Source organism: Deinococcus sp. Marseille-Q6407 (assembly GCF_946848805.1).
GTDB lineage: Bacteria > Deinococcota > Deinococci > Deinococcales > Deinococcaceae > Deinococcus.
In genome coordinates this window covers 923,716-946,453 of the sequence record NZ_CAMPFU010000002.1, presented here as the reverse complement: position 1 = coordinate 946,453, position 22,738 = coordinate 923,716, and the positions used below count along the sequence as shown (strand labels likewise).

Below are 22,738 nucleotides of genomic sequence, written 5' to 3'. Positions count from 1 at the left end.
TCTAACAAGCCGGCCGGCCACCGGAGGTTAACGGTGCCGGCTGCTGCAGCCTTCATGAAGATGCCTGCCGTCAGGGCACGGCCAGTGGGTGCCCCCTTCCCCTCAGGGCTCCGGCACTGGCGCCGCGGCGGCCTGCGCTTCGGCGGCCTCGGCTGCGGCGTTGTCCATCGCCACCGCCACCTTATCGCCGTCTTCCAGGGCCACCACGAACTGGCTGCCTTCCAGCCGCACCCGGGTCAGAATCTGCTCGTCGCCGCTGGGCCGGGTGGCCGCGTGCAGCTCGATGTAATCCCGCAGCGGGGTGTTGATCACCTTGGAAGCCAGCACCTCCTCCACCTGAAAGATGCCGCCGGAGTTGTTCATGGTCACGCTGATCCGCACCGGGCGCTCCCGGCCCGGCTCAATCACCACCTGATCCACCGCCAGTGCGCTGATGGAGTGGATGTCCACGCTGCCCATCTTGAAAGCCTTGCGGCCGCGCCCTTTGGTGATGTCGGTGCCGTCGGCCACAGCCGTGATGCCGCCTTCGATGGTCAGGGGCGGCGGGTTCAGGTCGTGGCAGTTGATGGCGCCCAGGATAAAAGATCGCACCTTGATCCGCTTGAAGGGGTCGCTGTACAGCGGCGTCATGATCCGGTCCAGAATCGGAATTGCCAGGTTGACCCCGTGGACTTCGTGCCCGGCGCGGTGCACCTGGTTGCCGATGTCGTGCAGCATGGTGCTGAGAATCACCGTCAGCAGCACGTCGTCCTCATCTCCGATTCCACTCCCGATCAGGTCCGGCTTAACCCCGCCGCCCAGCAGCAGATGGGTGATGGTGATGCCCGCCGCGCCGGTGATGAAGGCGTGGACCCGGCCGTGATCGTTGTAACCCAGCTTGCGCATGGTGATGTAGTTCGCCATGTCCCAGTGCGCCAGGGCTTCGGGGTCGTTTTGCAGCGCCTCGAAAGCGGCCAGCGCCCGGGGCGCGTCGCTGAGGTCCGAGCGCAGCGACGCCTGCGCCGCGTCAATCAGCTTGGCCTTGGGCGTCTCGAAGCGCAGCTGCGGGTCGCGGTCCGGCTCCGGCGGCTGAATGGCGGCCAGGCGGGGATCACCGTCCAGCACCTCCAGCCGGAAGGTGCCGGTGCCCTGTCCGCTCTGGCACCCGCTGCCCGCTTGGGTTTCCTGCTCTGCCGGCTCCTTTTTCATTACTCGCCCTTGAATTCAGGCCGGCGCTTGTCCAAAAAGGCGCGGGTGCCTTCGGCAAAGTCGCTGGTGGCAACCGCCATGCCGAACAAGTCGGCCTCGATTTCCATGCCTTCTTCCACGCTGATGTGTGCGCCCCGGCGTACCGCTTCCTTGATCAGCGCCAGCGAAATCGGGGCGTTGCGGATCATCTGCTCGGCCACTTCACGGGCCTTGCTCAGCGGCTCGTCGGAGACATAGTTCACCAGGCCCATCTGCAGCGCTTCCTCGGCGTCAACCTGGCGGCCAGTTATCAGCATGTCCAGCGCGCGGCCGGCTCCGATCAGGCGTGGCAGGCGCTGGGTGCCGCCAAAGCCAGGAATCACGCCCAGGCTGGCTTCGGGCAGGCCCATTCGGGCACGCGGCGAGGCGATCCGGATGTCACAGGCCAGCGCCAGCTCCAGGCCGCCGCCCAGGGCAAAGCCCTGAATGCATGCGATGGTGGGCAGCGGCAGGTTATTCAGCGACTGCATCACTTCCTGCCCGCTCAGCGACAGCTCGCGGCCCGAGTAGACATTGTTCAGTTCACTCAGCTCACTGATATCGGCCCCGGCCACAAAAGCCTTCTCGCCGGCGCCGGTCACGATCAGGGCGCTGATGTCGGCGTTCTCGGCAATCAGGTCCACCACCTGTCCGATTTCCGTCAGGGTATCGCTGTTCAGGGCATTCAGTGCCTTGGGCCGGTTGATGGTCAGCACTGCCAGGGAGCCGTGCTGGTCCAGCTGCAGGTTGGAGAATTCCAGTTCATCAAAGAGGGTCATGCCCCTATAGTGGCACGCTGCGCCCGGCCGGAGAAACGGGGGAGTCCCTGAGGCTGGGCGCCTGCCCCAGACCTTCTGGTCAGCTGCCAAAAAAACCGCCCCCGGGGGAGCGGTTCCAGGAATGGAAGCCTCTGCGGCCTCCATCTGTCCAGGATCAGCGGACGCGCACGCCCTGGGACTTCAGCAGGCGGCGGGCGGTGGCGGTGGGCTGAGCGCCCTGTTCCAGCCAGTGCTGCGCACGCTCGACATCCACCTTCAGGAAGGTTTCGGACTTCTTGCGGGGGTCGTAGTAGCCCAGGTTTTCGATGTAACCGCCGTCACGGGGGCGGCGGGCATCGGCAACGACGATGCGGTAGTGGGGGTTGTGGGCCGAGCCAAAACGGGACAAACGAATCTTAACCATAGTAAATGCCTCAAGAATTTGGATTTGAGGGTGTGTCCGCCTGTAGGAGAAGCGGAACTATGCGCCTTACCAGCAGCCACGCAAAAAGCGCACCGCAGCAGCTTAGCAGAGGCGCCCCTGAGCCTGCAAGCAGAGCTGCGGCGTGCAGTGGGGTTTTCCCTTGCCCCTGCCCCGGCCAGATGCTAGGCTGAGGTGTTGCCGCGCCTAGACGCGCTGGCTATATCCAGGAGGATTAGGAGTTCATGGAAGATAAGACCCAGACCCCCGCCCAGGAAGGCGGGACGATTCAGCCCGATATGGGCACCGAGACCGCGACCCAGAGTGATGTGCAGCAGGAGCAGGAGCAGGAGCAGGTTCAGACCGAACAGGCCCAGCCCCAGGCTGCCCAGAGCGATGACCGCGATTACCCCGAAATGACCATGGAAGACGTGCTGGCGAGCGAAGCTCAGGAGCCCCAGAACGTCAACCGTGGCGATATTGTTGACGGCACCGTGGTGTTTATCGGTTCCGAAGGCATCGCCGTGGATATCGGCGCCAAGGTGGAAGGCATTGTGCCCCTGACCCAGCTGGGCGACGAGCCAATGACTGCCGAGGAAGCCCAGGCCCAGTACAAGCCTGGCGATCCCATCACCACTTACGTAGTGCGTGTGGACATGACCACCGGCCAGATTGTTCTCTCCAAGAAGCGCGCTGACCAGAACAAGGGCTGGCGCGTGCTGGAGAAGATGCAGGAAGAAGGCCAGACCTTCGAAGTTGATGTCTTGGAAAAGGTCCGTGGTGGTCTGGTGGCCCAGGTCGAAGGCATCCGCGCCTTCCTGCCGGCCAGCCAGGTGGACACCCGCCGCGTCAACGATCTGGATCCTTACGTTGGCAAGCCCCTGCAGGTGCAGCTGATTGAGCTGAACCGCAAGCGCAACCGCGTGATCATCAGCCACCGCGCCATTCTGGATGCCCAGAAGGAGCAGGCCAAGCAGGAAACCATGACCCACCTGGAATCCGGAGCCGTATTTGAAGGCACCGTGGTGGAAATCACCGATTTCGGTGTGTTTGTGAACCTGGGCGGCATCGACGGTCTGGTGCACCGCAGCGAGCTGACCTATGGCCGTTTCAATCACCCGCGCGAAGTGGTGTCGGTGGGCGATAAGGTTCAGGTGCAGGTGATCGACGTGGACGAAAGCCGCGAGCGTATCAACCTGAGCATGAAGGCCCTGACCAACGATCCCTGGGAAGGTGCCATGGACCGCTACAGCATTGGCCAGCGCGTCAAGGGCAAGGTCACCAACCTGACCAACTTCGGCGCTTTTGTCGAACTGGAACCCGGCCTCGAAGGTCTGGTGCACGTCAGCGAAATGAGCTGGACCAAGCGCGTGCGTCACCCCAATGAAGTGCTGACCGAAGGCGAAGAAACCGAGGCCGTGATCTTGCGAATGGACCCGGTGGAGCGCCGCATCAGCCTGGGTATTCGTCAGACCACGGATGATCCCTGGAGTGCCCTGCCCGACCGTTACCCGCCCGGCACCCCGGTGAAGGGTCACGTGACTGGCCTGACTGACTTCGGTGTCTTTATGGAAATCGAAGAAGGCATCGAGGGTCTGATTCACATCAGCGAACTGGATACCCAGCGTGTGAACAACCCGGCTGATCTGTTCAAGAAGGGCGACGAGATTGAAGCCGTCATCCTGAACATTGATCCTGTTGAGCAGCGCGCTAGCCTGTCGCGCCGCCGTGCGCTGGGTGGCGGCCCGGCTCCCCGCGAAGGTGGCAACCGTGACTTCGTCAGCCAGGGTGGCGGCAGCCGCAGCGACCGCTACAGTGGTGGTGGTGGAGGACGTGGCGGCCGCGGTGGCCGTGGTTCCGACTACAACTACTCGGCCAAAGATGCTAGCCAGGGCGGCAAGATCAGCACCAAGCTGGGCGACGTTTACGCTGACCTGTTCGCGCAGTTCGGCATGACCTCCGACAGCGATAAGAGCGAGAAGGCGGCCGATGAAAGCCAGGTCGAAAAGGTGCCCGGTATTCCCGACGCCGAATCGCCTAAGATGACCCCCGGAGAAGCTGTAGAGCTGACAGAAGGGTACGACAGCAGCGATACTGAAAATCAGTAAGAGCTGAAGTCTATTCCTGATTGGGAATGATCAAGAGGAAGGGCCAAGCGTAATGCTTGGCCCTTCCTCTTATGTTGCTGCGACGGCCTCTGCCCATATAGTTGAGGAGTTAGGCGACTAAAGGCTGTCACTACAAAGCCAGATCAACTGCAGAGTGAGAGAAAGCAAAAAAAGAGGAGGCCAACTGGCCTCCTCTTTTGCTCTGCCTGGAACTTAGCTGCGCTTGCGGTAGCTGTCGCCGAAGCGCTTGGAGAACTTCTCCACACGGCCTTCGGTGTCAACGAAGCGTTCTTCGCCGGTCCAGAAGGGGTGCGAGCCACTCCACACGTCCACGTGAATTTCGGGGCGGGTGGACAGGGTTTCCATCACGACCTGGCCCTGGTAGATAATTTTGCAGGGGACGGCCTTGGGGTGCAGATCATTCTTCATGGTTTCCTCCTTGACCACGTCTGGTGCGTGATCTTGAACCTTGAAATTATATCATAGCTCGCTGCAGGGCTGCTTGCAGCTTCAGATTGCGAGGCAATTTTACCGGCAACCAAAGAATAAAACGGCAAAATTAAAAAGGGGAAGGGCATAGCCCCCTCCCCTCAAGACGTCGCTAAAGTTACTGGATAACCTTGGTCACGACGCCGGCGCCGACGGTGCGGCCACCTTCGCGGATGGCGAAGCGCAGGCCTTCTTCCATGGCGATGGGCTTGATCAGCTCCACGGTGAACTCGATGTTGTCACCGGGCATCACCATTTCCACGCCTTCTTTCAGCTCCACCACGCCAGTCACGTCCGTGGTCCGGAAGTAGAACTGGGGGCGGTAACCGCCGAAGAACGCGCTGTGACGGCCACCTTCGTCCTTGCTCAGGATGTACACGCTGGCTTCGAACTTGGTGTGCGGGGTGATGCTGCCGGGCTTGGCCAGCACCTGTCCGCGTTCCACGTCGTCACGGTTCACACCGCGCAGCAGCACGCCCACGTTGTCGCCCGCCATGCCCTGATCCAGCAGCTTACGGTGCATTTCCACGCCGGTCACGGTGGTCTTCTTGGTGTCGGTCAGACCCACGATTTCCACTTCGTCGCCAACCTTCACGATGCCACGCTCCACACGGCCGGTCGCCACAGTACCGCGGCCGGTGATGGTGAACACGTCTTCGACAGGCATCAGGAAGCTCTTATCGGTGTCGCGTTCCGGGGTGGGGATGTAAGAGTCGATCGCGTCCAGCAGTTCCCAGATGCGGTCCACCCATTCGTCTTCGCCGCGGGCGGTCTTGGGGTTGGCCTGCAGGGCTTCGAGAGCCTTCAGGGCGCTGCCCTTGATGATCGGCAGATCATCGCCGGGGAATTCGTAGTTGCTGAGCAGTTCGCGAACTTCCATTTCGACCAGCTCGAGCAGTTCTTCGTCGTCGACCATGTCGACCTTGTTCATGAACACGACGATGTAAGGCACGCCGACCTGACGGGCGAGCAGGATGTGCTCGCGGGTCTGGGGCATAGGGCCGTCAGCGGAGCTGACGACCAGGATGGCGCCGTCCATCTGAGCTGCGCCGGTGATCATGTTCTTGACGTAGTCGGCGTGACCGGGGCAGTCCACGTGGGAGTAGTGACGGCCTTCGGTGTTGTATTCGACGTGGCTGGTGTTGATGGTGATACCGCGGGCCTTTTCTTCAGGGGCCTTGTCGATCTGGTCGTAAGCCAGGGTTTCGATGGTGTCGTCCATCGCAGCAGCGGTGAAGGTGATGGCCGCGGTCAGGGTAGTCTTACCGTGGTCAACGTGTCCGATGGTGCCCACGTTCACGTGGGGCTTGGTGCGTTCAAACGTACCTTTTGCCATATGTTCCTCCTGGGTTCTTTACCCGCTGGCGGGTAAGCCTTACTAGAATACACAACCTCTGCTCCTAAAAACACCGGCTGTGTCAGCTTGGCCCACTGCGCAGTATGACCAAAAAAAGTGACTTGCTTTCTAGGGCAAGTCACGGTCTGGAGCTCCTGGTCGGAATTGAACCGACGACCTCTCCCTTACCAAGGGAGTGCTCTACCTCTGAGCTACAGGAGCAGTACACCTCTGAAGGTGGTGGTGGGCAGGGGCGGATTCGAACCGCCGTACTCGTACGAGAACAGATTTACAGTCTGTCGCCTTTAACCACTCGGCCACCTACCCATGCTGCATTCAGTTATTCTTCGGCTCCGCATATGATTTGGAGCCACCCAGGAGAATTGAACTCCCAACCTTCCGATTACAAGTCGGGTGCTCTACCAGTTGAGCTAGGGTGGCTTGGCTTCCCTGTTTCAACCTTGCAGCCCGGTGAACCGAGCGGGGTCCCAGGTCAGAAGCTTGCTGCCGGCCTCCTTTGGCCCTCGCTCACTTCCGGATGGAGATAGTAACACCGGCGCCCAGGCGTGTCAACACTTCCTATTTTTCCGGCCACAATTTTCTTCAATCTCTCTCTGGCCGGCGGCTATTAGCCCAGGTGGGACAGGTGAGACCACCTCTGCAAGCCGGAGCACGGACAGAGGAGCCTGACCGCACTACACTAAACCTCTTGAGTCGGCTGCGGCGGACGAGACATATCAGGCCGGTAGAGAAGTTCGGCAAAGAGAAGAAGAAGGAGCCATCTGCGGCGAGAAGCTGCAAGCCACGAGGCGCTGTGGACTGCCGGGTGCGCGGTCCGGTAAAGGAGAATAGATGGACCGAAACCTGAGAGCACTGTGGGCTTATCTTTACCGGCACTGCCGGCAGTACCTGATTGGTATCGGGGCCGTGATGCTGTCCAACCTGGCGGCGCTGCTGCCTTTTTACTTTATCCGCCTGATCATCGACGGCCTGACGGCGCGGGTTGAGGGCGGCAGCCTGGCGGCCATCACCCTGACGCAGATCGGCTGGTATTCGCTGGGCATCGTGCTGGCCTCGCTGGTGTCGGGTGCGCTGACGCTGGTCATGCGCCGGCAGATCATCGTGGCCTCGCGCCAGATTGAGTACGAGGTTCGCCGCGACCTGTTCGCGCACCTCCAAACGCTGGACAAGGCCTATTTTGACCGGGCCCGCACCGGTGACCTGATGAACCGCCTGACCGGCGACCTGGGTTCGGTGCGGGAAATGCTGGGCTTTGGCGCCTGGCAGATCGTGAATATCGCGGCGTCCTTTACGGCCAGTCTGGCTGTCATGTTCTCGCTGAGCTGGCAGCTGACCCTGGTGGTGGTGGCGATTATGCCGATCATCGTCGGGGCTCTGTATGTGCTGGCCCGCATGATTAATGTGCGCCACACCTGGGTGCAGGAGCAGAACAGCCTGATCGCTGCCAAGTCGCAGGAGAACTTCAGCGGGGCGCGGGTGGTCAAGGGTTACGCGATGGAAGAACGTGAGCTGGAAGAGTACCGGGCCATGAACCTGGAACTGCTGCGCCGCAATATCGCTCTGACCAAGGTGGATGGGCCGCTGCGGTCGTTTGCGACCCTGCTGCTGGGCCTGGCCTTCGGGCTGGTGCTGCTGGTGGGGGGGCGCCAGATTCTGCAGGGCAATGGCGGCTTTACGGTAGGGATGTTCGTGCAGTTTGTGGGCACCCTGGACCGGCTGGCCTGGCCGATGCTGATGGCCGGCTGGATCACCTCGGTCACGCAGCGGGGGCTGGCGTCGTGGCGCCGGCTGGCCGAACTGTTCGACGCCCGCCCGGAAGTGGTGCGGATTCCCGAGGAAGCTGCCCCGCCGCTGCCTATTCGCGGCGAGGTGGACCTGAAACATGTGACCCTGCGCTACGGCTCCGCTGAGGTGCTGCACGACATCAACCTGCATATTCCGGCGGGAACTTTTCTGGGCGTCACCGGCCCGACCGGCAGTGGCAAGACCAGCCTGGCTCACCTGATTACCCGTGCGGTGGACCCCAGTGAGGGCCGGGTAGAACTGGACGGCCGCGACCTGCGGGCCATTCCGACCCAGCAGCTGCGCGAGGCAGTCGGCGTGGTGCCGCAGGAACCCTTCCTGTTCAGCGATACCCTGGCCAACAACATCACTTTTGGCCTGGAGCGCGAGCGCCTGCCGGTGATTCCGACTGGCGTCAGCGTGCTGGACGTTCCTGAGCCGCCGCTGATTCCCCAGCGTCCCGACGAGGGCCAGGTTCACCGCGCCGCCGAGCTGGCCGGGCTGGCTGGCGACGTGGAGCAGTTTCCCGAGGGCTATGGCACCATGCTCGGCGAGCGCGGCGTCACCCTGAGTGGGGGCCAGCGGCAGCGCACGGCGATTGCCCGCGCCATTGCCCGCGAGCCACGGGTACTGATTCTGGACGACAGCCTCAGCGCGGTGGATACCGAAACCGAGCGCCGCATCATCGAGGGCCTGCGTGAAGTGAGCAAGGGCCGCACCGTGATTCTGATTGCCCACCGCATCAGCACGCTGCGGCACGCTGACACCATCGCTGTGCTGGAAGAGGGCCGCCTGACCGAGCAGGGTAGCCACGAGGAACTGCTGGCCCTGGGCGGCCACTACGCCGAGCTGGACCGGCTCCAGAGCCTCAGCAGCGATGTCGAGCACGACGATGATGATAAGCCTGCCGAGCAACCGGCGCCGCCCATCCCCGTCCGTGCAGGAGGAACCGCATGACCCGCCCCGAAACGCTGAAACCTGAAACCCAGGATCTGGACTTCGCGCTGGTGCGGCGCATTCTGCGCTACGTGCGGCCCTACCTGATGCTGGCGCTGGGCGCAGTGGTGCTGACCCTGGCCCACTCGCTGATTCAGCCGCAGTTTGCCCTGATTCAGAAACATGCCATCGATGCCTATCTGGTGCCGTTCGAGCGCGACCGGGGTCTGGATACGGCCGCGCTGTACCAGGGCCTACTGACCGTGGCGCTGGGCTATATGGGCCTGCGCGTGCTGGATTTTGTGGTGCAGTACGCTTCCACCCTGGCAATCGGTTACCTGGGCCAGAATGTATTGCGCGATATCCGCGCCGACGTGTTCGGCAAATTGCAGCGCCTGCAGCTTTCCTACTTTGACCGCAACCCGGTGGGCCGGCTGATTACCCGCGTGACCAGCGACGTGGACGCCATCAACCAGTTCATTACCGGCGGCCTGGTCAGCCTGATCAACTCGGTGTTCCTGATTCTGGCCTACGTGTGGATCATGCTCAGTGTGGACTGGCGCCTCAGCCTGATCAGCTTTACGGTGCTGCCGCTGATGTACTGGGCCACCAATTTTTTCCGGGGCAAAATGCGCCAGGCTTTTCGCCGCACCCGGGTAGAGCAGGCCATCGTCAACACCCAGCTGAACGAGAACATCTCCGGGGCCATGACCGTGCAGCTGTTCGGGCGTGAGGCCCGCTCGGCGCTGGACTTTGACCATGCCAACCGCAACCTGCTGGCCGCGCACACCAACTCGGTGCAGTGGTTCTCGCTGTTCATGCCCACCGTGGCGTTGCTGGGCCAGTTGGCGGTGGCGCTGGTGGTGTACTTCGCCGCCTATTTCCTGTTGCAGGATCAGGCTGCAGGCGTGGTCGCCGGCGTAACGGTGGGGACCATCTTCGCCTTCGTGCAGTTCACCCAGCAGCTGTTCCAGCCGATTCAGGACCTGGCAGATGTATTCAACAACCTGCAGGCCGCGATGGCTTCCAGCGAGCGCATTTTCGAGGTGCTGGACGAGGAGGAAGAGATCACCGACCGGCCGGACGCCGCCTCGCTGGGCCAGCTGGAAGGCCGGGTTGACCTGGAAAATGTCTGGTTCGCCTACGACGCGGACGTCACCGCCGACACCCCCGACGACGATCCCCGCTGGATTCTGCGCGGTGTGGACCTGCATATCCGCCCCGGCGAAAGCGTGGCGCTGGTGGGAGCGACCGGGGCCGGCAAGACCAGCGTGACTGCCCTGATCAGCCGCTTCTACGATGTGCAGCGCGGCGCCGTCAAGGTGGACGGGCACGATGTGCGCGAACTGCGCCAGCATGACCTGCGCCGGCATGTGGGCGTGGTGTTGCAGGATGTCTTCCTGTTTGCCGGCACCATCGCTTCCAACCTCTCGCTGGGCAACCCGGCGGTAACCCAGGCCCAGATTGAGGAAGCCTGCCGCTATGTGGGCGTGCACGACTACATCATGAGCCTGCCGGGTGGCTACCAGACCGAAGTCCGCGAGCGCGGCGCCGGCCTCAGCACCGGCCAGAAACAGCTGCTGGCCTTTGCGCGGGCGCTGCTTCAGAATCCCGACATCATTCTTGTGCTGGACGAAGCCACCGCCAACGTGGACACCGAAACCGAGCTGCGCATTCAGGCGGCGCTGGAGCGGGTGATGCAGGGCCGCACGTCCATCATCATCGCCCACCGCCTCAGCACCATCGAAGGCTGTGACCGCATCGTGGTGATGCGCCGGGGCCGGATCGTGGAGCAGGGCAGCCACCAGGAACTGCTGGCGCAGGGCGGCTATTACTCCCGCCTGCAGCAGTTGCAGTACGCCGGACAAAGCCGCTTGGCCTGAGCAGGCGAGAAAGAAGCGCAGAGAGTAGGGGCGCAGAGAGCAGGGGCGGGGAAACCGGAGTGATCGGGCTTCCCACCCCTGCTCTCTGCCTGGCTCTGTCTGGCGTACCCGGCCACGGCCCCCAGAAACTGCGCACTACCGGCGCCCGGCTCTTGATTCGGCTTCCAGAATGACGCTAAAATGCTTCGGTTGAACCTGGGCCAGACGGGTTGCTCTGTCCACGGTTTCGGCAGCCACACCGCTCACCTGGATGCTGACAGGAAGAGAGAGCCACAGCGGCTCCGCTCGCGAGGGTGAAGGCATATTTCCAGCCCCAGATAGGAGTGATTGAACTGCCAACTGTACAGCAGCTTGTCCGTAAGGGTCGTAAGACCGTTGCCAAGAAGACCAAAGTGCCCGCTCTGAAGGGAAGCCCCTTCCGCCGTGGCGTGTGCACCGTGGTGAAAACCACCACCCCCAAAAAGCCCAACTCGGCTATGCGTAAGATTGCCCGTGTGCGCCTGAGCAGCGGCTATGAAGTGACCGCCTACATCCCCGGTGAAGGCCACAACCTGCAGGAACACTCCGTGGTGCTGATCCGCGGCGGCCGTGTGAAGGACCTTCCCGGTGTGCGTTACCACATCGTCCGTGGCGCGCTGGACACCCAGGGTGTGAAGGACCGGAACCAGGCCCGCAGTAAGTACGGCACAAAGAAGCCCAAAGCGGCCAAATAATCAGCCGGGACAGCCCGGGCCAGCGCCTTCTAAAGCGTGACGCCTGGGTTTCCCTGCTGCCGCAGCCGCCCCGGCCATCTGCCTCTATGCAGCTTCCGGCAGTGCCGTAAAAGCCTGAATTTTCCCTTTCCCTAACCCACTTTCTCCAAGGAGGAAAACTGAATGTCCCGTCGCCGTAGAGCAGAAGTGCGCCAACTGCAGCCCGACCTGGTTTACCAGGACGTGCTGGTGAGCGCCATGATCAACCGTCTGATGCAGGACGGCAAGAAGAACCTGGCCAGCCGTATTTTTTACGGAGCCTGCCGCCTGATCCAGGAACGCACCGGCCAGGAGCCCCTCAAGGTCTTCAAGGAAGCCTTTGAGAATATCAAGCCCCGCGTGGAAGTGCGCAGCCGCCGCGTGGGCGGCAGCACCTACCAGGTGCCTGTGGAGTTCGATAAGAATCCCCGCCGCCAGCAGAGCCTGACCCTGCGCTGGATGGTAAACGCCGCCAACAGCCGCCCCGAGCGCACCGCGATTGAGCGTCTGGCCGGCGAAATCATGGACGCTGCCGAAGGCCGTGGCGGCGCCATGAAGAAAAAAGACGACGTGGAGCGCATGGCCGAAGCCAACCGCGCCTACGCCCACTACCGCTGGTAATCGCTGCAGCTGGGGCAGGGGAAAGCAGGCCAGTCTTGGTTCCTGGCCCCTGCCCTTCTTGCAGAAGATGTTCAGCCTGAACGCTTTAACGTGCAGCGCGTGACAGATTGATCACGTAGGGCTGCCAAGATGAGGGAGTCTATGACCACCAAAGCCCAGAATTACCTGCAGAACTTCCGTAACATCGGGATTGCCGCGCACATTGACGCCGGCAAGACCACCACCACCGAGCGCATCCTGTACTACACCGGACGCATTCACCAGATCGGCGAAACCCACGAAGGCGCTTCGCAGATGGACTGGATGGAGCAGGAACGCGAGCGCGGCATTACCATCACCGCCGCCGCTACCACTGCCAAGTGGACCCGCTCCGGCACCGACGACGTCTACACCGTCAACATCATCGATACCCCCGGACACGTGGACTTCACCATTGAAGTAGAACGCTCCATGCGCGTGCTGGACGGCGCTGTGGCCGTGTTCGACGCTTCTCAGGGCGTGGAACCGCAGAGCGAAACCGTGTGGCGGCAGGCTGACCGTTACGGCGTGCCCCGTATCGCTTTCGCCAACAAGATGGACAAGACCGGCGCCAGCTTCGAACTGGTAATCAACGACATCAAGGAACGCCTAGGCGCTATTCCCGCTCCCGTGCAGTACCCGATGGGCGCTGAAAACGACTTCAAGGGCATCATTGATGTGATCCGCCGCCGCGCTTACTTCTACACCAACGACCTGGGTACTGACATCCGCGAGGAAGATGTGCCGGCCGAGTACAGCGAAAAGGTTGAAGAAATGCGCAGCCAGCTGATCGAAGCCGCGGCCGAAGTGGACGAAGAACTGATGATGATGTACCTCGAAGGCGAAGAGCCCAACGAGGAACAGCTGGTGGCTGCCCTGCGTCAGGGCACCGTCGAAAAGCAGATCTTCCCCGTGCTGTGCGGCAGCTCCCTGAAGAACAAGGGTGTACAGCTGCTGCTGGACGCTGTGGTGGATTATCTGCCCAGCCCCCTGGACGTGCCCCCCATCAAGGGCACCGTGGTGGACACCGAGGGCGAAACCATGGACTTCCCAGCCGATCCGGAAGGCCACCTGGCCGCGCTGGCGTTCAAGATCATGGCTGACCCTTACGTGGGCCGCCTGACCTTCGTGCGCGTGTACTCGGGCACCATGACCTCGGGCAGCTACATCTACAACGCTTCCAAGGGCAAGCGCGAACGCGTAGGCCGTCTGCTGAAGATGCACGCCAACAGCCGCGAAGAAGTGGATACCCTCAAGGCCGGCGAGCTGGGCGCCGTGATCGGGCTTAAGGACTCCGGTACCGGTAACACCCTGATCGGTGACGGTGACCCCGAAGTGCTGCTGGAAAGCATTGACGTGCCCGAACCCGTGATCAAGCTGGCCATTGAGCCCAAGACCAAGGCTGACCAGGAAAAGATGGGCCTGGGCCTGAGCAAGCTGGCCGAAGAAGACCCCACCTTCAGGGTGGAAACCGATGCCGAAAGCGGCCAGACCACCATCGCCGGCATGGGCGAGCTGCACCTGGAAATCCTGGTGGACCGCCTGAAGCGTGAATTCAAGGTGGAAGCCAACGTGGGCGCGCCCCAGGTGGCCTACCGCGAAACCATCACCAAGCCGGTGGACGTGGACAGCAAGTTCGCCCGTCAGTCGGGCGGCCGTGGTCAGTACGGCCACGTGAAGATCAAGGCTGAACCCCTGCAGCCCGGCGAAGGCTTCGTGTTCGAAAACGCCGTGGTGGGCGGTACCGTGCCCAAGGAGTACATCGCTCCTGCCCAGAAGGGTATCGAAGAAGCCATGCAGAGCGGCCCCATGCTGGGCTTCCCGGTGGTGGACCTGAAGGTTACCCTGTATGACGGCTCCTACCACGAAGTGGACTCCTCGGAAATGGCGTTTAAGATCGCCGGCTCCATGGCGCTGAAGGACGCGGTGCAGAAGGGCGCTCCGGCCATCCTGGAACCCGTGATGCGCGTTGAAGTGACCGTGCCGGAAGAGTACATGGGCGACATCATCGGCGATCTGAACAGCCGCCGCGGTCAGGTGCAGGGCATGGAAGCCCGCGGTAACGCGCAGCTGGTCAAGGCCTTCGTGCCCCTGAGTGAGATGTTCGGTTACGCCACCGACATGCGCTCCATGACCCAGGGCCGTGCCAACTACTCCATGTTCTTCGATCACTACAGCCAGGTGCCCAACAACCTGGCCCAGGAACTGATCAAGAAGTAAGGCCTCCCGCTTTTCCTGGAGAGCCGCTTTCCCGCGCAGGGAGAGCGGCTCCCTTTTTTATTTTCTTGGGTTTTTATTTCGTTAGGGTCGGCCGCCTTTTGCGAAGCCGGTTCCTGCCGCTGACCGCTAAGGCAGTTAAACTGCTAGGAATGACCCGCCAGAACACCCCCGATAAGACCCCCGATGCTTCCCGCCGCCCGGTTCCCAGCCAGCTGAAATGGCTGACCTTGCCCCTGACGATTGAGCTGATCAGCAACAGCATCGGCCTGCTGAGCCTGCCATTTGCGCAGGAGGAACTGATTGCCCAGATTCAGGCCACCCTGCCGCAGATGGGCATGGACGTGGAACTGACCCCGGCTATGCTCCAGACCACGCTCTGGACCACTTTCTTTCTGCTGATGGCCCTGACCCTGCTGGCTTATTACGTGCTAGAAGGCGTCAAAGACGGCCGGGGCTGGGCCTGGGTAATGTGTATCCTGATCGGCGTCTTCTCGCTGCTGAACCTGCCGTTCGGCCCTTTTATCGGGCTGGCGTTGCTGTACGGGGCTTTCCAGCCGCAGGTGCGCGCCTATTTCGGCTGCTGAGTTCTGAAAGGCTGGGGGCTGCTGGCCTTAGCCTGGCTCGGCACCCCAAAGAAAAAGGCGAGGAAGCGGCCCATCACGCTTTCCTCGCCTTGTCTTGTAGGGTGTCCTGCTCCCCGGGGCCTTATTCCTCGGCCTGCTGGCCCTTGCGCCCTTTCTTGTAAGGGCCTTTTTCCTTCCACTTCAGCCGCACCGGCACGCCGGCCAGGTCCAGGTCGTCGCGGATGCGGTTCTGGATAAAGCCTTCATAGGAGCGGGTCACGTAGTCGGCGCGGTTGCAGAAGATGGCAAAAGTAGGCGGCGCCGTTTCCACCTGGGTCATAAAGTACATCTTGAGCGGCCGGCCCCCGAAGTTGGGCACCGAGTGCTTGATCTGCCAGATTTCCAGCCAGCGGTTCAGCTCGGCGGTGGGGACGCGGGACTGCCACTTGTCGTACAGCTTCATGGCCTCGGCCAGCATGTCGTGGATGCCGTAGTCGTTGATGGCGCTGGTGTACACCCGCGGTGCATAGGCGATGTGGAACAGCTTCTGGTCCAGCTCCTTTTCGGTGCGCTTGAGTTCCTCGTCAGGCACCAGGTCCCACTTGTTGACCACCACGATGACTGGCTTGCCGCTGTCGTATGCCAGGTTTGCCAGCTTCAGCTCATGGTCGCCCAGGTCGTTGGCGTTGAGCACCAGCCAGATCAGGTCACTGCGCTCAATCGCGGCCTGCGAACGCTGAATGGCGTAGTCCTCAATGGCGGTGTCGGGCTTTTTGCGGATACCGGCGGTATCCACCAGCACGAAGCGCTGGCCGCCGTAGTCCCACTCCACGTCCAGGCTGTCGCGGGTGGTGCCGGGCACATCGGCCACGATGGCGCGGTCCGACTGGGTGATGGCGTTCAGCAGGCTGGATTTGCCCACGTTGGGCCGCCCGATCAGCGAGATGCGTATAGGTGCCACTTCTGACACGTCACCCTCGTCTTCGGGCAGGTGCTCCATGACGCGGTCCATCAGGTCGTCCAGGCCGCGGGCGTGCTCGGCGCTGATGGCAACCGGCTCACCGAAGCCCAGCGCCCACAGTTCGGCCAGATAGGGCTCGTGCTTGGGCGAATCGATCTTGTTGGCGACCACCACCACCGGCTTGCCCAGCCGGCGCAGCCAGTCGGCCACCTCGTAGTCGGCGGCACTCAGGCCGTCGCGGGGGTCCAACACGAAAATGACGGCGTCGGCGCCTTCCAGCGCCCACTCGGCTTTCTCGCGGATGACCATTTCCCACTCGTCACCGCTCCACAGGCCCCCGGTGTCCACCAGGGTGATGCGGTGGTTGTGGTGCAGCATGACGGCTTCCTTGGCGTCACGGGTCACACCGGGAAAGTCGGCCACCACGGCCTCGCGGCGGCCAATCAGGCGGTTGAACAGACTGGACTTGCCCACGTTGGGCCGGCCCACAATAGCTACTTTATGCATATAGACGCTCCTTTCGGTGCCGAGGCTCCCAGCGCGTCTATGCGGGGGCCTCGCCGCTGTCCGCGCCGGCACTTACTGCGCGGAGATGTGGTGGTTCACTATAAAGGACAGCTGCCTGACCTGGCTGTGAGCGCGGGCGTGATCTACCCTGGGGCCATGCAGGAACCGCCCCCGGATCACGCCCCACTTGACCCCATGCCCCCGGCCGCTGCCGCTCACGGCCGGATCGTGGTGACCCTGACTGGCGCCGGCGGCCAGCGCCTGACCCGCCTGGCCCGGGCCGCCGGCTGGCAGGCAGCGCTCTGGCCGGGGCTGACTTTTGTGCCCACCGGAAGGGCGGAGCAGCTGCGTAACCTGGGATCTTACAGTTGGCTGGCGCTGACCAGCCCACAGGGGGCGCGCAGCCTGATTCAGGGGTTGGAGGAACTGCACCTGAGCCCAGCGGCGCTGGCAGGCCTGCGGGTGGCGGCAGTGGGGGAGGGCACCGCCCGGCCGCTGGCCCGCTGGGGCCGCTCGCCCGACTTCGTGCCGGGGCAGGCCGACGCCCACTCGCTGGCCGCTGAATTGCCTTCCCGGCCCGGCGAGCAGGTGCTGCATGTGACCGGCGAAGGCAGCCGTGACCGCTTGCAGCGGGGGCTGGCTGACCGGGGGACCATTTACCGGCGGCTGGACCTGTACCGCTCACAGGCGGTCCACTACTCGGCCGAGGCCCGGCGGGACCTGACCGGCGCCGACTGGGTGGTGGTGGCCTCCGGTAGAGCGGCGGCGGGCCTGGCCGAGCAGCTGGGCACAGCGCTGCCCATTCTGGCGATGGGAAACCAGACGGCAGAGGCAGCCCGCGCGGCAGGCTTTGCCCGGGTGCGGCAGGCGGCGGAGCCGTCGGTGGAAGGACTGCTGGCCGCTCTGGGCGAACCCGCCTAAGAGGGGGGAGGAGAAGCCTCTCAAAAAGCGGCCCGCCCGACCGGTAGGAAACAAAAAAGTGCGTCCAGGCCGCTGTCTGAACGGTCAGTCTGGGACGGCCGCCCCCTGAAAACTGGAGTATGCTGGTGGCTGTTTTTGGGGCGTGCCTGCCTGCTCTGGCCCCTGTCGCCGCTGGCGCCGCCCTCACTGTTCCGCGCTGACGTCCGGCCCCGGCCGGCCTGCCAGCCCAGCTGCTCGGCCCACGCTCTACTTGCTTTCTTTCTGTTCCGTTTCGTGGAGGACTCTTTTGCTGCTGACTTGTCCCACGGCCCAGTCTTTGCTGGGCACCGCTGCCAACCCGCATCCCACCCTCGACTTCGCTGTGGTGGGCCTGAACCATCAAACGGCGCCGGTCTCGGTCCGTGAGCAGGCGGCTGTGCCGGTGCAGGGCGCCGGGGTGCTGTACGGCACCCTGCGCGAGTACGCCGACGAAGTGATGGTGGTCGCCACCTGTAACCGCACTGAGATTTATCTGGCCGGGGTCCACGGCTCGCTGGAAGCGGCGTTTAATCAGGCTTTCCAGGGTGACTTTACGGGTTATTTCTATCTGCACCATGAGCTTGACGCGGTGCAGCATCTTTACCGGGTGGTGGCTGGCCTGGACAGCCTGGTGGTGGGCGAGACCCAGATTCAGGGTCAGGTCAAGCGGGCGTTGGCCGAAGCTGGCAGCTTCCAGGCCACCGGCACCCTGATGAACAAGGTGGTGCAGAGTGCGCTGGCTGCCGGCAAACGGGTACGCAGCGAAACCGGGCTGAGCGACCGGGTGGTCAGCGTGTCGAGCGCCGCGGTGGAACTGGCGCACGAGGTACTGGGCGACTTGCAGGGCCACACCGCCCTGATTCTGGGCGCCGGTGAAACGGCCGAGCTGACCATGACCCACCTGCGGGCCGCCGGGGTTTCGGACGTGCTGGTGGTCAACCGCACCGAGGAGCGGGCCCGCTCACTGGCCGACCGCTGGGGTGGGCGCACCTGCCCTTATCAGGAGCTGCAGCGTGCCCTGCCACAGGCGGATGTGGTGATCGCTTCGGCGGCCGCACCGCACTGGGTGGTGCAGGGCGCTGATGCCCGGCAGGCCCTGCAGCAACGCGGTGGCCGGCCACTGTTCTTCTTCGATATCAGCCTGCCGCGAATCCTGGCGCCCGACATTGCGGAGGTGCCGGGAGCTTATCTTTATAACCTCGACGATCTGAACAGCATCGTGGCGCGCAACCTGGAATGGCGCCGCTCCACATTGCCGCAGGCGGAGGCCATCATCCGCGAGGCCGTGGCCGAGCTGCTGCGCTGGCACCTGACCCGCGACGCCCAGCTGCGCCGCCGTGCGGCTGCGGCGGCCCTGGCCGGCTGAGCAGCGCTGGCGGCAAGGCTGCAGGGCATGAGGCATGGTATAGGGGCACCGGCCAGACTTGCCCCGGGCTGCATGCTCTAGGCTGGGGCCATGAGCACTTTTTTCACCCCCGTGCCGTCGGGTGCGCTGCGGGTTACCGGGTCCGACCGCCTCGATTTTGTGCAGGGGCAGATGACCAACGACCTGCGCAGCTGCCCGGTGCCCGGCTATGTGGCCGCCTGCTTTCTGAACGTGCGTGGGCAGACCGAGCAGTTTGCCCGGATTTACCGCCGCCCTAACGACATCTACCTGCATCTGGACACCGGGCAAGCGCCCGAGCTGGCTGCCCGGCTGCGCCGCTATGTCATCTTCGATCAGGTGGAAATTGAGGACCTCAGTGACGACTTGCGGACCTTGCATCTGTGGGGCCGCTGGCCCGCAGCCCCGCAGCTGGCCGGCTGGCCGCAGGAGGCCGCTCAACTCGGTGCCGCTTGGACCGTTCAGCTGGGAGAAGCGCAGGTCCTGCTGGGCGCGGTGAACCGCAGTGGGCAGACCGGGCTGGACCTGCACTATCTGGCCCGGCAGGAGGCGCAGGTCCTGGAACACCTGCGGGCCGGCCTGACCCTGAGCGAGCGGTCCTGGGACGACCTGCAAGCAGCGCGGGTGGCGGCGGGCCTGCCCGACCCGGTGGCCGACGGCTTCCTGGGCTTTTTGCCGCAGGAGGTGGGCCTGGATCTCGGTGGGCCGCTGCCGGCCATCAGCTACCGCAAGGGCTGCTATGTGGGGCAGGAAATCATGGCGCGGTTGGAGGCCCGGGGCCAGGCCCGCTACGGCCTGAGCCGGCTGCAGGTGCCGGCCGGCACCCCGGTGCGCAGTGAGGTGCAGTCGGGCAGCCGGACCGTAGGCCAGACTGGACTGGAAGCCGGCGGCCTGGCGCTGTGCCGCCTGCGGCTGGACCTGCCTGCAGATGCGGCCCTGACTGTGAACGGCCAGCCGGTGGCCTTGGCTGCCGGTTCCCTTCCGTCCGGCGATGAGCGCTGACCCGGCAGGACCAAGCGGGCCCCTGACTCGCCAGCTGGCGCAGCTGACCGCCGGGCTCTCTACTGCTGATCCGGTGGAGCTGGTCCGAGCGGCCCGGCAAGCTTACGGCAGTTCCTTCGGGCTGACCGCCGCCGTGGGGGCTGTGCTGGGCCTGATTGGCCTGTGGCTGCGGCCGCTGGACCTGGGGGCCGAGACCGTACCGCTGACCCTGCTGGGCCTGGCCGCCGCGCTGGCCACCCTGATGTTCTGGCTGAGTGGCCGGCAATTGCGTCAGGCACTCGGTCGAGGCGGCACCGCCCGGCAGCGCCGCACCCAGTTGCTGGCGGCGGCTTTCGGGCTGGCGGCAGCGCCAGCGATTCCCTGGCTGCTGGCCTGCGCCGCGCTGCCGCGCCCGGGGCTGGCAGTGGCATTGGCCGCGCTGGCAGCTGTCACCTATGGCCTGGGCTGGCAGCAGCTGGGCCACTGGGCCCGTCTGCTCTGAGCGTTTCCCCCTGGTGTCTCACCGTTAGTAGAACAACACAAAAGGCACGGACCCAGCGCCCGTGCCTTTTGTGTGGAGAGATAGGGTCTAGTTCAGCGAGTGCGCGGGTCAAAGGCGTCGCGCAGGGCGTCACCGAAGAGGTTGAACGCCAGGCTGAACAGCACGATGAATCCTGCCGGGTACATCAGCACGTACCAGTATTCCGGCTTCAGCCAGGGGCGGGCAAAGTCGATCATCTGCCCCCACTCGGTGTAGCCCACCGGGTAGCCCAAGCCCAGGAACGACAGCGCTGCCACGCCCAGCGGCACCGTTGCCAGGTCCATCACGGCCAGGGTCAGCAAGGTGGCCACCGAATTGGGAACCACGTGCTTGAAGATCAGCCGGGCGTCGCTGCCGCCCAGAGCGCGGGCGGCGTCCACATATTCCATGCGGCGGGTCTTGAGCACGTCGGCACGAACATAGGTGGAGTAGCCGGACCAGCCGGTAATTACGAAGGCGATGATGATCGGAATGGTGGGGTCACCACCGGGGTTCTTGGCACGCAGAATGGTCAGGATCACGATGGTCAGCACCAGACCAGGCATGGCGAAGATCACGTCGATAAAGCGCTGGATAACATTATCCACCCAGCCGCCGAAGAAGCCCGAAATGGCCCCGACGATGGTACCGATGATCACGTTGATCGCCACGATGATAAAGGCCAGCTTGAACACCAGCCGGGTGCCCCAGATCATGCCGTGGAAGATGTTGTAGCCGTTCACGGTGCCAAAGGGAGCCTTGGCGCTGGGCGGCTGCGGGGCCTGCGCGAAGCTGATGCGCTGGGTCTGGTAGCACGAGAGCGGCGGCGCGAACATGGCCTTCCACATCACCGGGCTGGCCGGGTTATAGACCTGGCTCTGCTCGGTCATGCCCAGGTCGCGTGAGCAGTTGAACTTGGGCGGCGCGATCATGGGCGCGAACAGGGCCACCAGACCGAACAGCAGGGTGATCAGCATGCCGATCATGGCCAGCTTGTTGCGGCGCAGCTTGCGCATCGGCTTGCCCTGCCAGAAGTTCTGGAAGCGCGAGGTTTTCTTAACAGCCGGGACGTTCTGGGGAGTAGCGGTGGTCATCAGTCGTACCTCACGCGGGGATCAACGAGGGTGAAGCCGATATCGATCAGGGTGCGGATCACGACCACCAGCAGGGCCACGAAGATCGAGTATCCCAGCACCGAGGGAATATCCAGCGCGCGGGCCGAGTCGAGCAGCCAGCGGCCGATTCCGGGATAGGCATAGATGGATTCGGTGATCATCGAACCGGTCAGCAGGCCCAGCAGAATAAAGCCGCCCGAGTTGATGATCGGAATCAGGGCGTTGCGGCGGGCGTGCTTGTTGTTCACCACGCGTTTGCTGAGGCCCTTGGAGCGGGCGGTGCGCACGAAGTCGCTGGTCAGTGCTTCGAGCATGCTGGTACGCATCAGCTTCACGATGGTCGCAGTAATCACCAGCGAGAGCGTGGTTACTGGCAGCACCAGGTGAGAGAGGACGTCGCGGGCAATCCGCCACTGGCCGTTCAGCATGGCGTCGATGCTCAGCATCCCGGTGTACTTGTGGAGCTGTCCGGAGGCCACCAGCTGGTCCATCAGCAGGCGGTTTTCCACCGTGACCTGTCCGGGGCCAGGGGCCCAGCCCAGGTAGCCGTAAAACACGGCCAGCAGCACGATCCCCAGCACGAAGCTGGGCACCGAGAAGGCCAGCACCGCCAGTATGCGGATGATCTGGTCAACCACGCCGTCTTTTTTCAGTGCCGAGAGGGTGCCCAGCCAGACGCCGAGAACGATGATAGGAATAAAAGCGAAGAGGGTGAGCTCGATGGTGTTGGGCAGCCGGGTGAGGATGGCCTGCAGCACCGGCTCACCGACCGACTTGGAAAAGCCCAGGTCGCCCTGCAGGGCACTTTGCAGCCACTTGCCGTACTGCACCAAGAAAGACTGGTCCAGGCCGCGCTCGCGGATGATCTGGTCGATGTGGGCGGCTTGCTGCTCGTTGCGGACATAGCCCTGGGCACGCTGCACAGGAGTCAGCAGCATGGTCAGAGCCAGCACCAGCATGGTCAGCACCAGCATGATGAACGGGATCTGAAGCAGGCGTTTGACAATCAGATTGAACATTTCAGCTCCTGAAATGAGGAAGGGAAAACCGGGTGAAGGCCGGTGGGGGGAAAAGCAGGTCCAGAGAGAACCTGCCTGTTCGGAAGGAGAGGACGGGGTCCTCGCTGAGCCGGAACGCCTGAAAACAGGCCCGTTTCAGTAAAAAGAGATGGTCTTGCCCAGCAGCATAGCCTGCGCTGGGAAAGCCGGGGGCCGCCCGGGTACCTCGGCTGACTGGAA

Annotated in this window: 19 protein-coding genes and 3 tRNA genes; 11 read left to right on the top strand and 11 right to left on the bottom strand. The window is 63.4% G+C overall.

What is annotated here, in order from left to right; translation table 11 throughout:
• Nucleotides 1-102 precede the first annotated feature (102 nt).
• From OCI36_RS06575 to rpsP, 3 genes are all read right to left on the bottom strand, one after another.
• On the bottom strand, nucleotides 103-1,188 hold the full coding sequence (locus OCI36_RS06575; RefSeq protein WP_261664274.1) for a phosphohydrolase: 1,086 nt from the start codon (nucleotides 1,186-1,188) through the stop codon (nucleotides 103-105).
• The gene (locus tag OCI36_RS06570; RefSeq protein ID WP_261664273.1) at nucleotides 1,188-1,985 is read right to left on the bottom strand and encodes an enoyl-CoA hydratase-related protein; all 798 of its coding nucleotides are present in this window, start codon (nucleotides 1,983-1,985) and stop codon (nucleotides 1,188-1,190) included. Before OCI36_RS06570 ends, OCI36_RS06575 begins: the two co-directional genes overlap by 1 nt.
• 154 nt (nucleotides 1,986-2,139) lie before the next feature.
• Complete coding sequence (gene rpsP / locus OCI36_RS06565) at nucleotides 2,140-2,388, bottom strand: 30S ribosomal protein S16 (protein WP_261664272.1); 249 nt, start codon at nucleotides 2,386-2,388, stop codon at nucleotides 2,140-2,142.
• A gap of 242 nt (nucleotides 2,389-2,630) precedes the next feature.
• Here rpsP and OCI36_RS06560 point away from each other — a divergent pair, with 242 nt between their 5' ends.
• The gene (locus OCI36_RS06560; RefSeq protein ID WP_261664271.1) at nucleotides 2,631-4,493 is read left to right on the top strand and encodes a 30S ribosomal protein S1; all 1,863 of its coding nucleotides are present in this window, start codon (nucleotides 2,631-2,633) and stop codon (nucleotides 4,491-4,493) included.
• Between the two features lie 213 nt (nucleotides 4,494-4,706).
• Here OCI36_RS06560 and rpmE read toward each other — a convergent pair whose 3' ends face one another.
• The 5 genes from rpmE to OCI36_RS06535 all read right to left on the bottom strand — a co-directional run bounded on the left by rpmE (nucleotide 4,707) and on the right by OCI36_RS06535 (nucleotide 6,759).
• Nucleotides 4,707-4,922, bottom strand: coding sequence for a 50S ribosomal protein L31 (gene rpmE / locus OCI36_RS06555; RefSeq protein WP_261664270.1), 216 nt, complete (start codon nucleotides 4,920-4,922; stop codon nucleotides 4,707-4,709).
• A 178-nt stretch (nucleotides 4,923-5,100) separates the two neighbouring features.
• Nucleotides 5,101-6,318 carry an elongation factor Tu gene (gene tuf / locus OCI36_RS06550; RefSeq protein ID WP_261663289.1) on the bottom strand — a complete coding sequence of 406 codons (1,218 nt, stop codon included), beginning with the start codon at nucleotides 6,316-6,318 and terminating at the stop codon, nucleotides 5,101-5,103.
• A gap of 147 nt (nucleotides 6,319-6,465) precedes the next feature.
• A tRNA-Thr gene (locus tag OCI36_RS06545) sits at nucleotides 6,466-6,540 on the bottom strand.
• Nucleotides 6,541-6,559: 19 nt separating this feature from the next.
• A tRNA-Tyr gene (locus OCI36_RS06540) sits at nucleotides 6,560-6,645 on the bottom strand.
• Between the two features lie 38 nt (nucleotides 6,646-6,683).
• Nucleotides 6,684-6,759 (bottom strand) — tRNA-Thr (locus OCI36_RS06535).
• A gap of 411 nt (nucleotides 6,760-7,170) precedes the next feature.
• Between OCI36_RS06535 and OCI36_RS06530 the strand changes: the two genes are divergently transcribed.
• From OCI36_RS06530 to OCI36_RS06505, 6 genes are all read left to right on the top strand, one after another.
• Nucleotides 7,171-9,078 (top strand): ABC transporter ATP-binding protein, encoded by a 1,908-nt coding sequence (locus tag OCI36_RS06530; RefSeq protein ID WP_261664269.1) that lies wholly within the window; start codon nucleotides 7,171-7,173, stop codon nucleotides 9,076-9,078.
• Nucleotides 9,075-10,940: an ABC transporter ATP-binding protein gene (locus OCI36_RS06525; protein WP_261664268.1), complete on the top strand. Its 1,866-nt coding sequence runs from the start codon at nucleotides 9,075-9,077 to the stop codon at nucleotides 10,938-10,940. The genes OCI36_RS06530 and OCI36_RS06525 overlap by 4 nt, the downstream gene beginning before the upstream one ends.
• A gap of 332 nt (nucleotides 10,941-11,272) precedes the next feature.
• The gene (gene rpsL, locus OCI36_RS06520; RefSeq protein WP_261664392.1) at nucleotides 11,273-11,653 is read left to right on the top strand and encodes a 30S ribosomal protein S12; all 381 of its coding nucleotides are present in this window, start codon (nucleotides 11,273-11,275) and stop codon (nucleotides 11,651-11,653) included.
• 162 nt (nucleotides 11,654-11,815) lie between these two features.
• Nucleotides 11,816-12,292 carry a 30S ribosomal protein S7 gene (gene rpsG, locus OCI36_RS06515; protein ID WP_261664267.1) on the top strand — a complete coding sequence of 159 codons (477 nt, stop codon included), beginning with the start codon at nucleotides 11,816-11,818 and terminating at the stop codon, nucleotides 12,290-12,292.
• 141 nt (nucleotides 12,293-12,433) lie between these two features.
• Entirely contained in the window at nucleotides 12,434-14,530 is a 2,097-nt protein-coding gene (gene fusA, locus OCI36_RS06510) for an elongation factor G (RefSeq protein WP_261664266.1), read from the top strand.
• Between the two features lie 149 nt (nucleotides 14,531-14,679).
• On the top strand, nucleotides 14,680-15,114 hold the full coding sequence (locus tag OCI36_RS06505; RefSeq protein ID WP_261664265.1) for a hypothetical protein: 435 nt from the start codon (nucleotides 14,680-14,682) through the stop codon (nucleotides 15,112-15,114).
• A gap of 121 nt (nucleotides 15,115-15,235) precedes the next feature.
• Here OCI36_RS06505 and der read toward each other — a convergent pair whose 3' ends face one another.
• Entirely contained in the window at nucleotides 15,236-16,561 is a 1,326-nt protein-coding gene (gene der, locus OCI36_RS06500; RefSeq protein WP_261664264.1) for a ribosome biogenesis GTPase Der, read from the bottom strand.
• A gap of 90 nt (nucleotides 16,562-16,651) precedes the next feature.
• Here der and OCI36_RS06495 point away from each other — a divergent pair, with 90 nt between their 5' ends.
• The 4 genes from OCI36_RS06495 (at nucleotide 16,652) to OCI36_RS06480 (ending at nucleotide 20,367) form a co-directional block, all read left to right on the top strand.
• The gene (locus OCI36_RS06495; RefSeq protein WP_261664263.1) at nucleotides 16,652-17,482 is read left to right on the top strand and encodes a uroporphyrinogen-III synthase; all 831 of its coding nucleotides are present in this window, start codon (nucleotides 16,652-16,654) and stop codon (nucleotides 17,480-17,482) included.
• Nucleotides 17,483-17,768: 286 nt separating this feature from the next.
• Nucleotides 17,769-18,866, top strand: a complete 1,098-nt coding sequence (gene hemA / locus OCI36_RS06490; protein ID WP_261664262.1) for a glutamyl-tRNA reductase — start codon at nucleotides 17,769-17,771, stop codon at nucleotides 18,864-18,866.
• A 90-nt stretch (nucleotides 18,867-18,956) separates the two neighbouring features.
• Nucleotides 18,957-19,886, top strand: a complete 930-nt coding sequence (locus OCI36_RS06485; protein ID WP_261664261.1) for a YgfZ/GcvT domain-containing protein — start codon at nucleotides 18,957-18,959, stop codon at nucleotides 19,884-19,886.
• Nucleotides 19,876-20,367 carry a hypothetical protein gene (locus OCI36_RS06480; RefSeq protein ID WP_261664260.1) on the top strand — a complete coding sequence of 164 codons (492 nt, stop codon included), beginning with the start codon at nucleotides 19,876-19,878 and terminating at the stop codon, nucleotides 20,365-20,367. The genes OCI36_RS06485 and OCI36_RS06480 overlap by 11 nt, the downstream gene beginning before the upstream one ends.
• Before the next feature lie 92 nt (nucleotides 20,368-20,459).
• On the opposite strand, the gene OCI36_RS06475 is transcribed toward OCI36_RS06480, so the two are convergent.
• Together OCI36_RS06475 and OCI36_RS06470 are read right to left on the bottom strand one after the other, a co-directional pair.
• The gene (locus tag OCI36_RS06475; RefSeq protein WP_261664259.1) at nucleotides 20,460-21,479 is read right to left on the bottom strand and encodes an ABC transporter permease; all 1,020 of its coding nucleotides are present in this window, start codon (nucleotides 21,477-21,479) and stop codon (nucleotides 20,460-20,462) included.
• Nucleotides 21,479-22,519: an ABC transporter permease gene (locus OCI36_RS06470; RefSeq protein WP_261664258.1), complete on the bottom strand. Its 1,041-nt coding sequence runs from the start codon at nucleotides 22,517-22,519 to the stop codon at nucleotides 21,479-21,481. The genes OCI36_RS06475 and OCI36_RS06470 overlap by 1 nt, the downstream gene beginning before the upstream one ends.
• Nucleotides 22,520-22,738 lie beyond the last annotated feature (219 nt).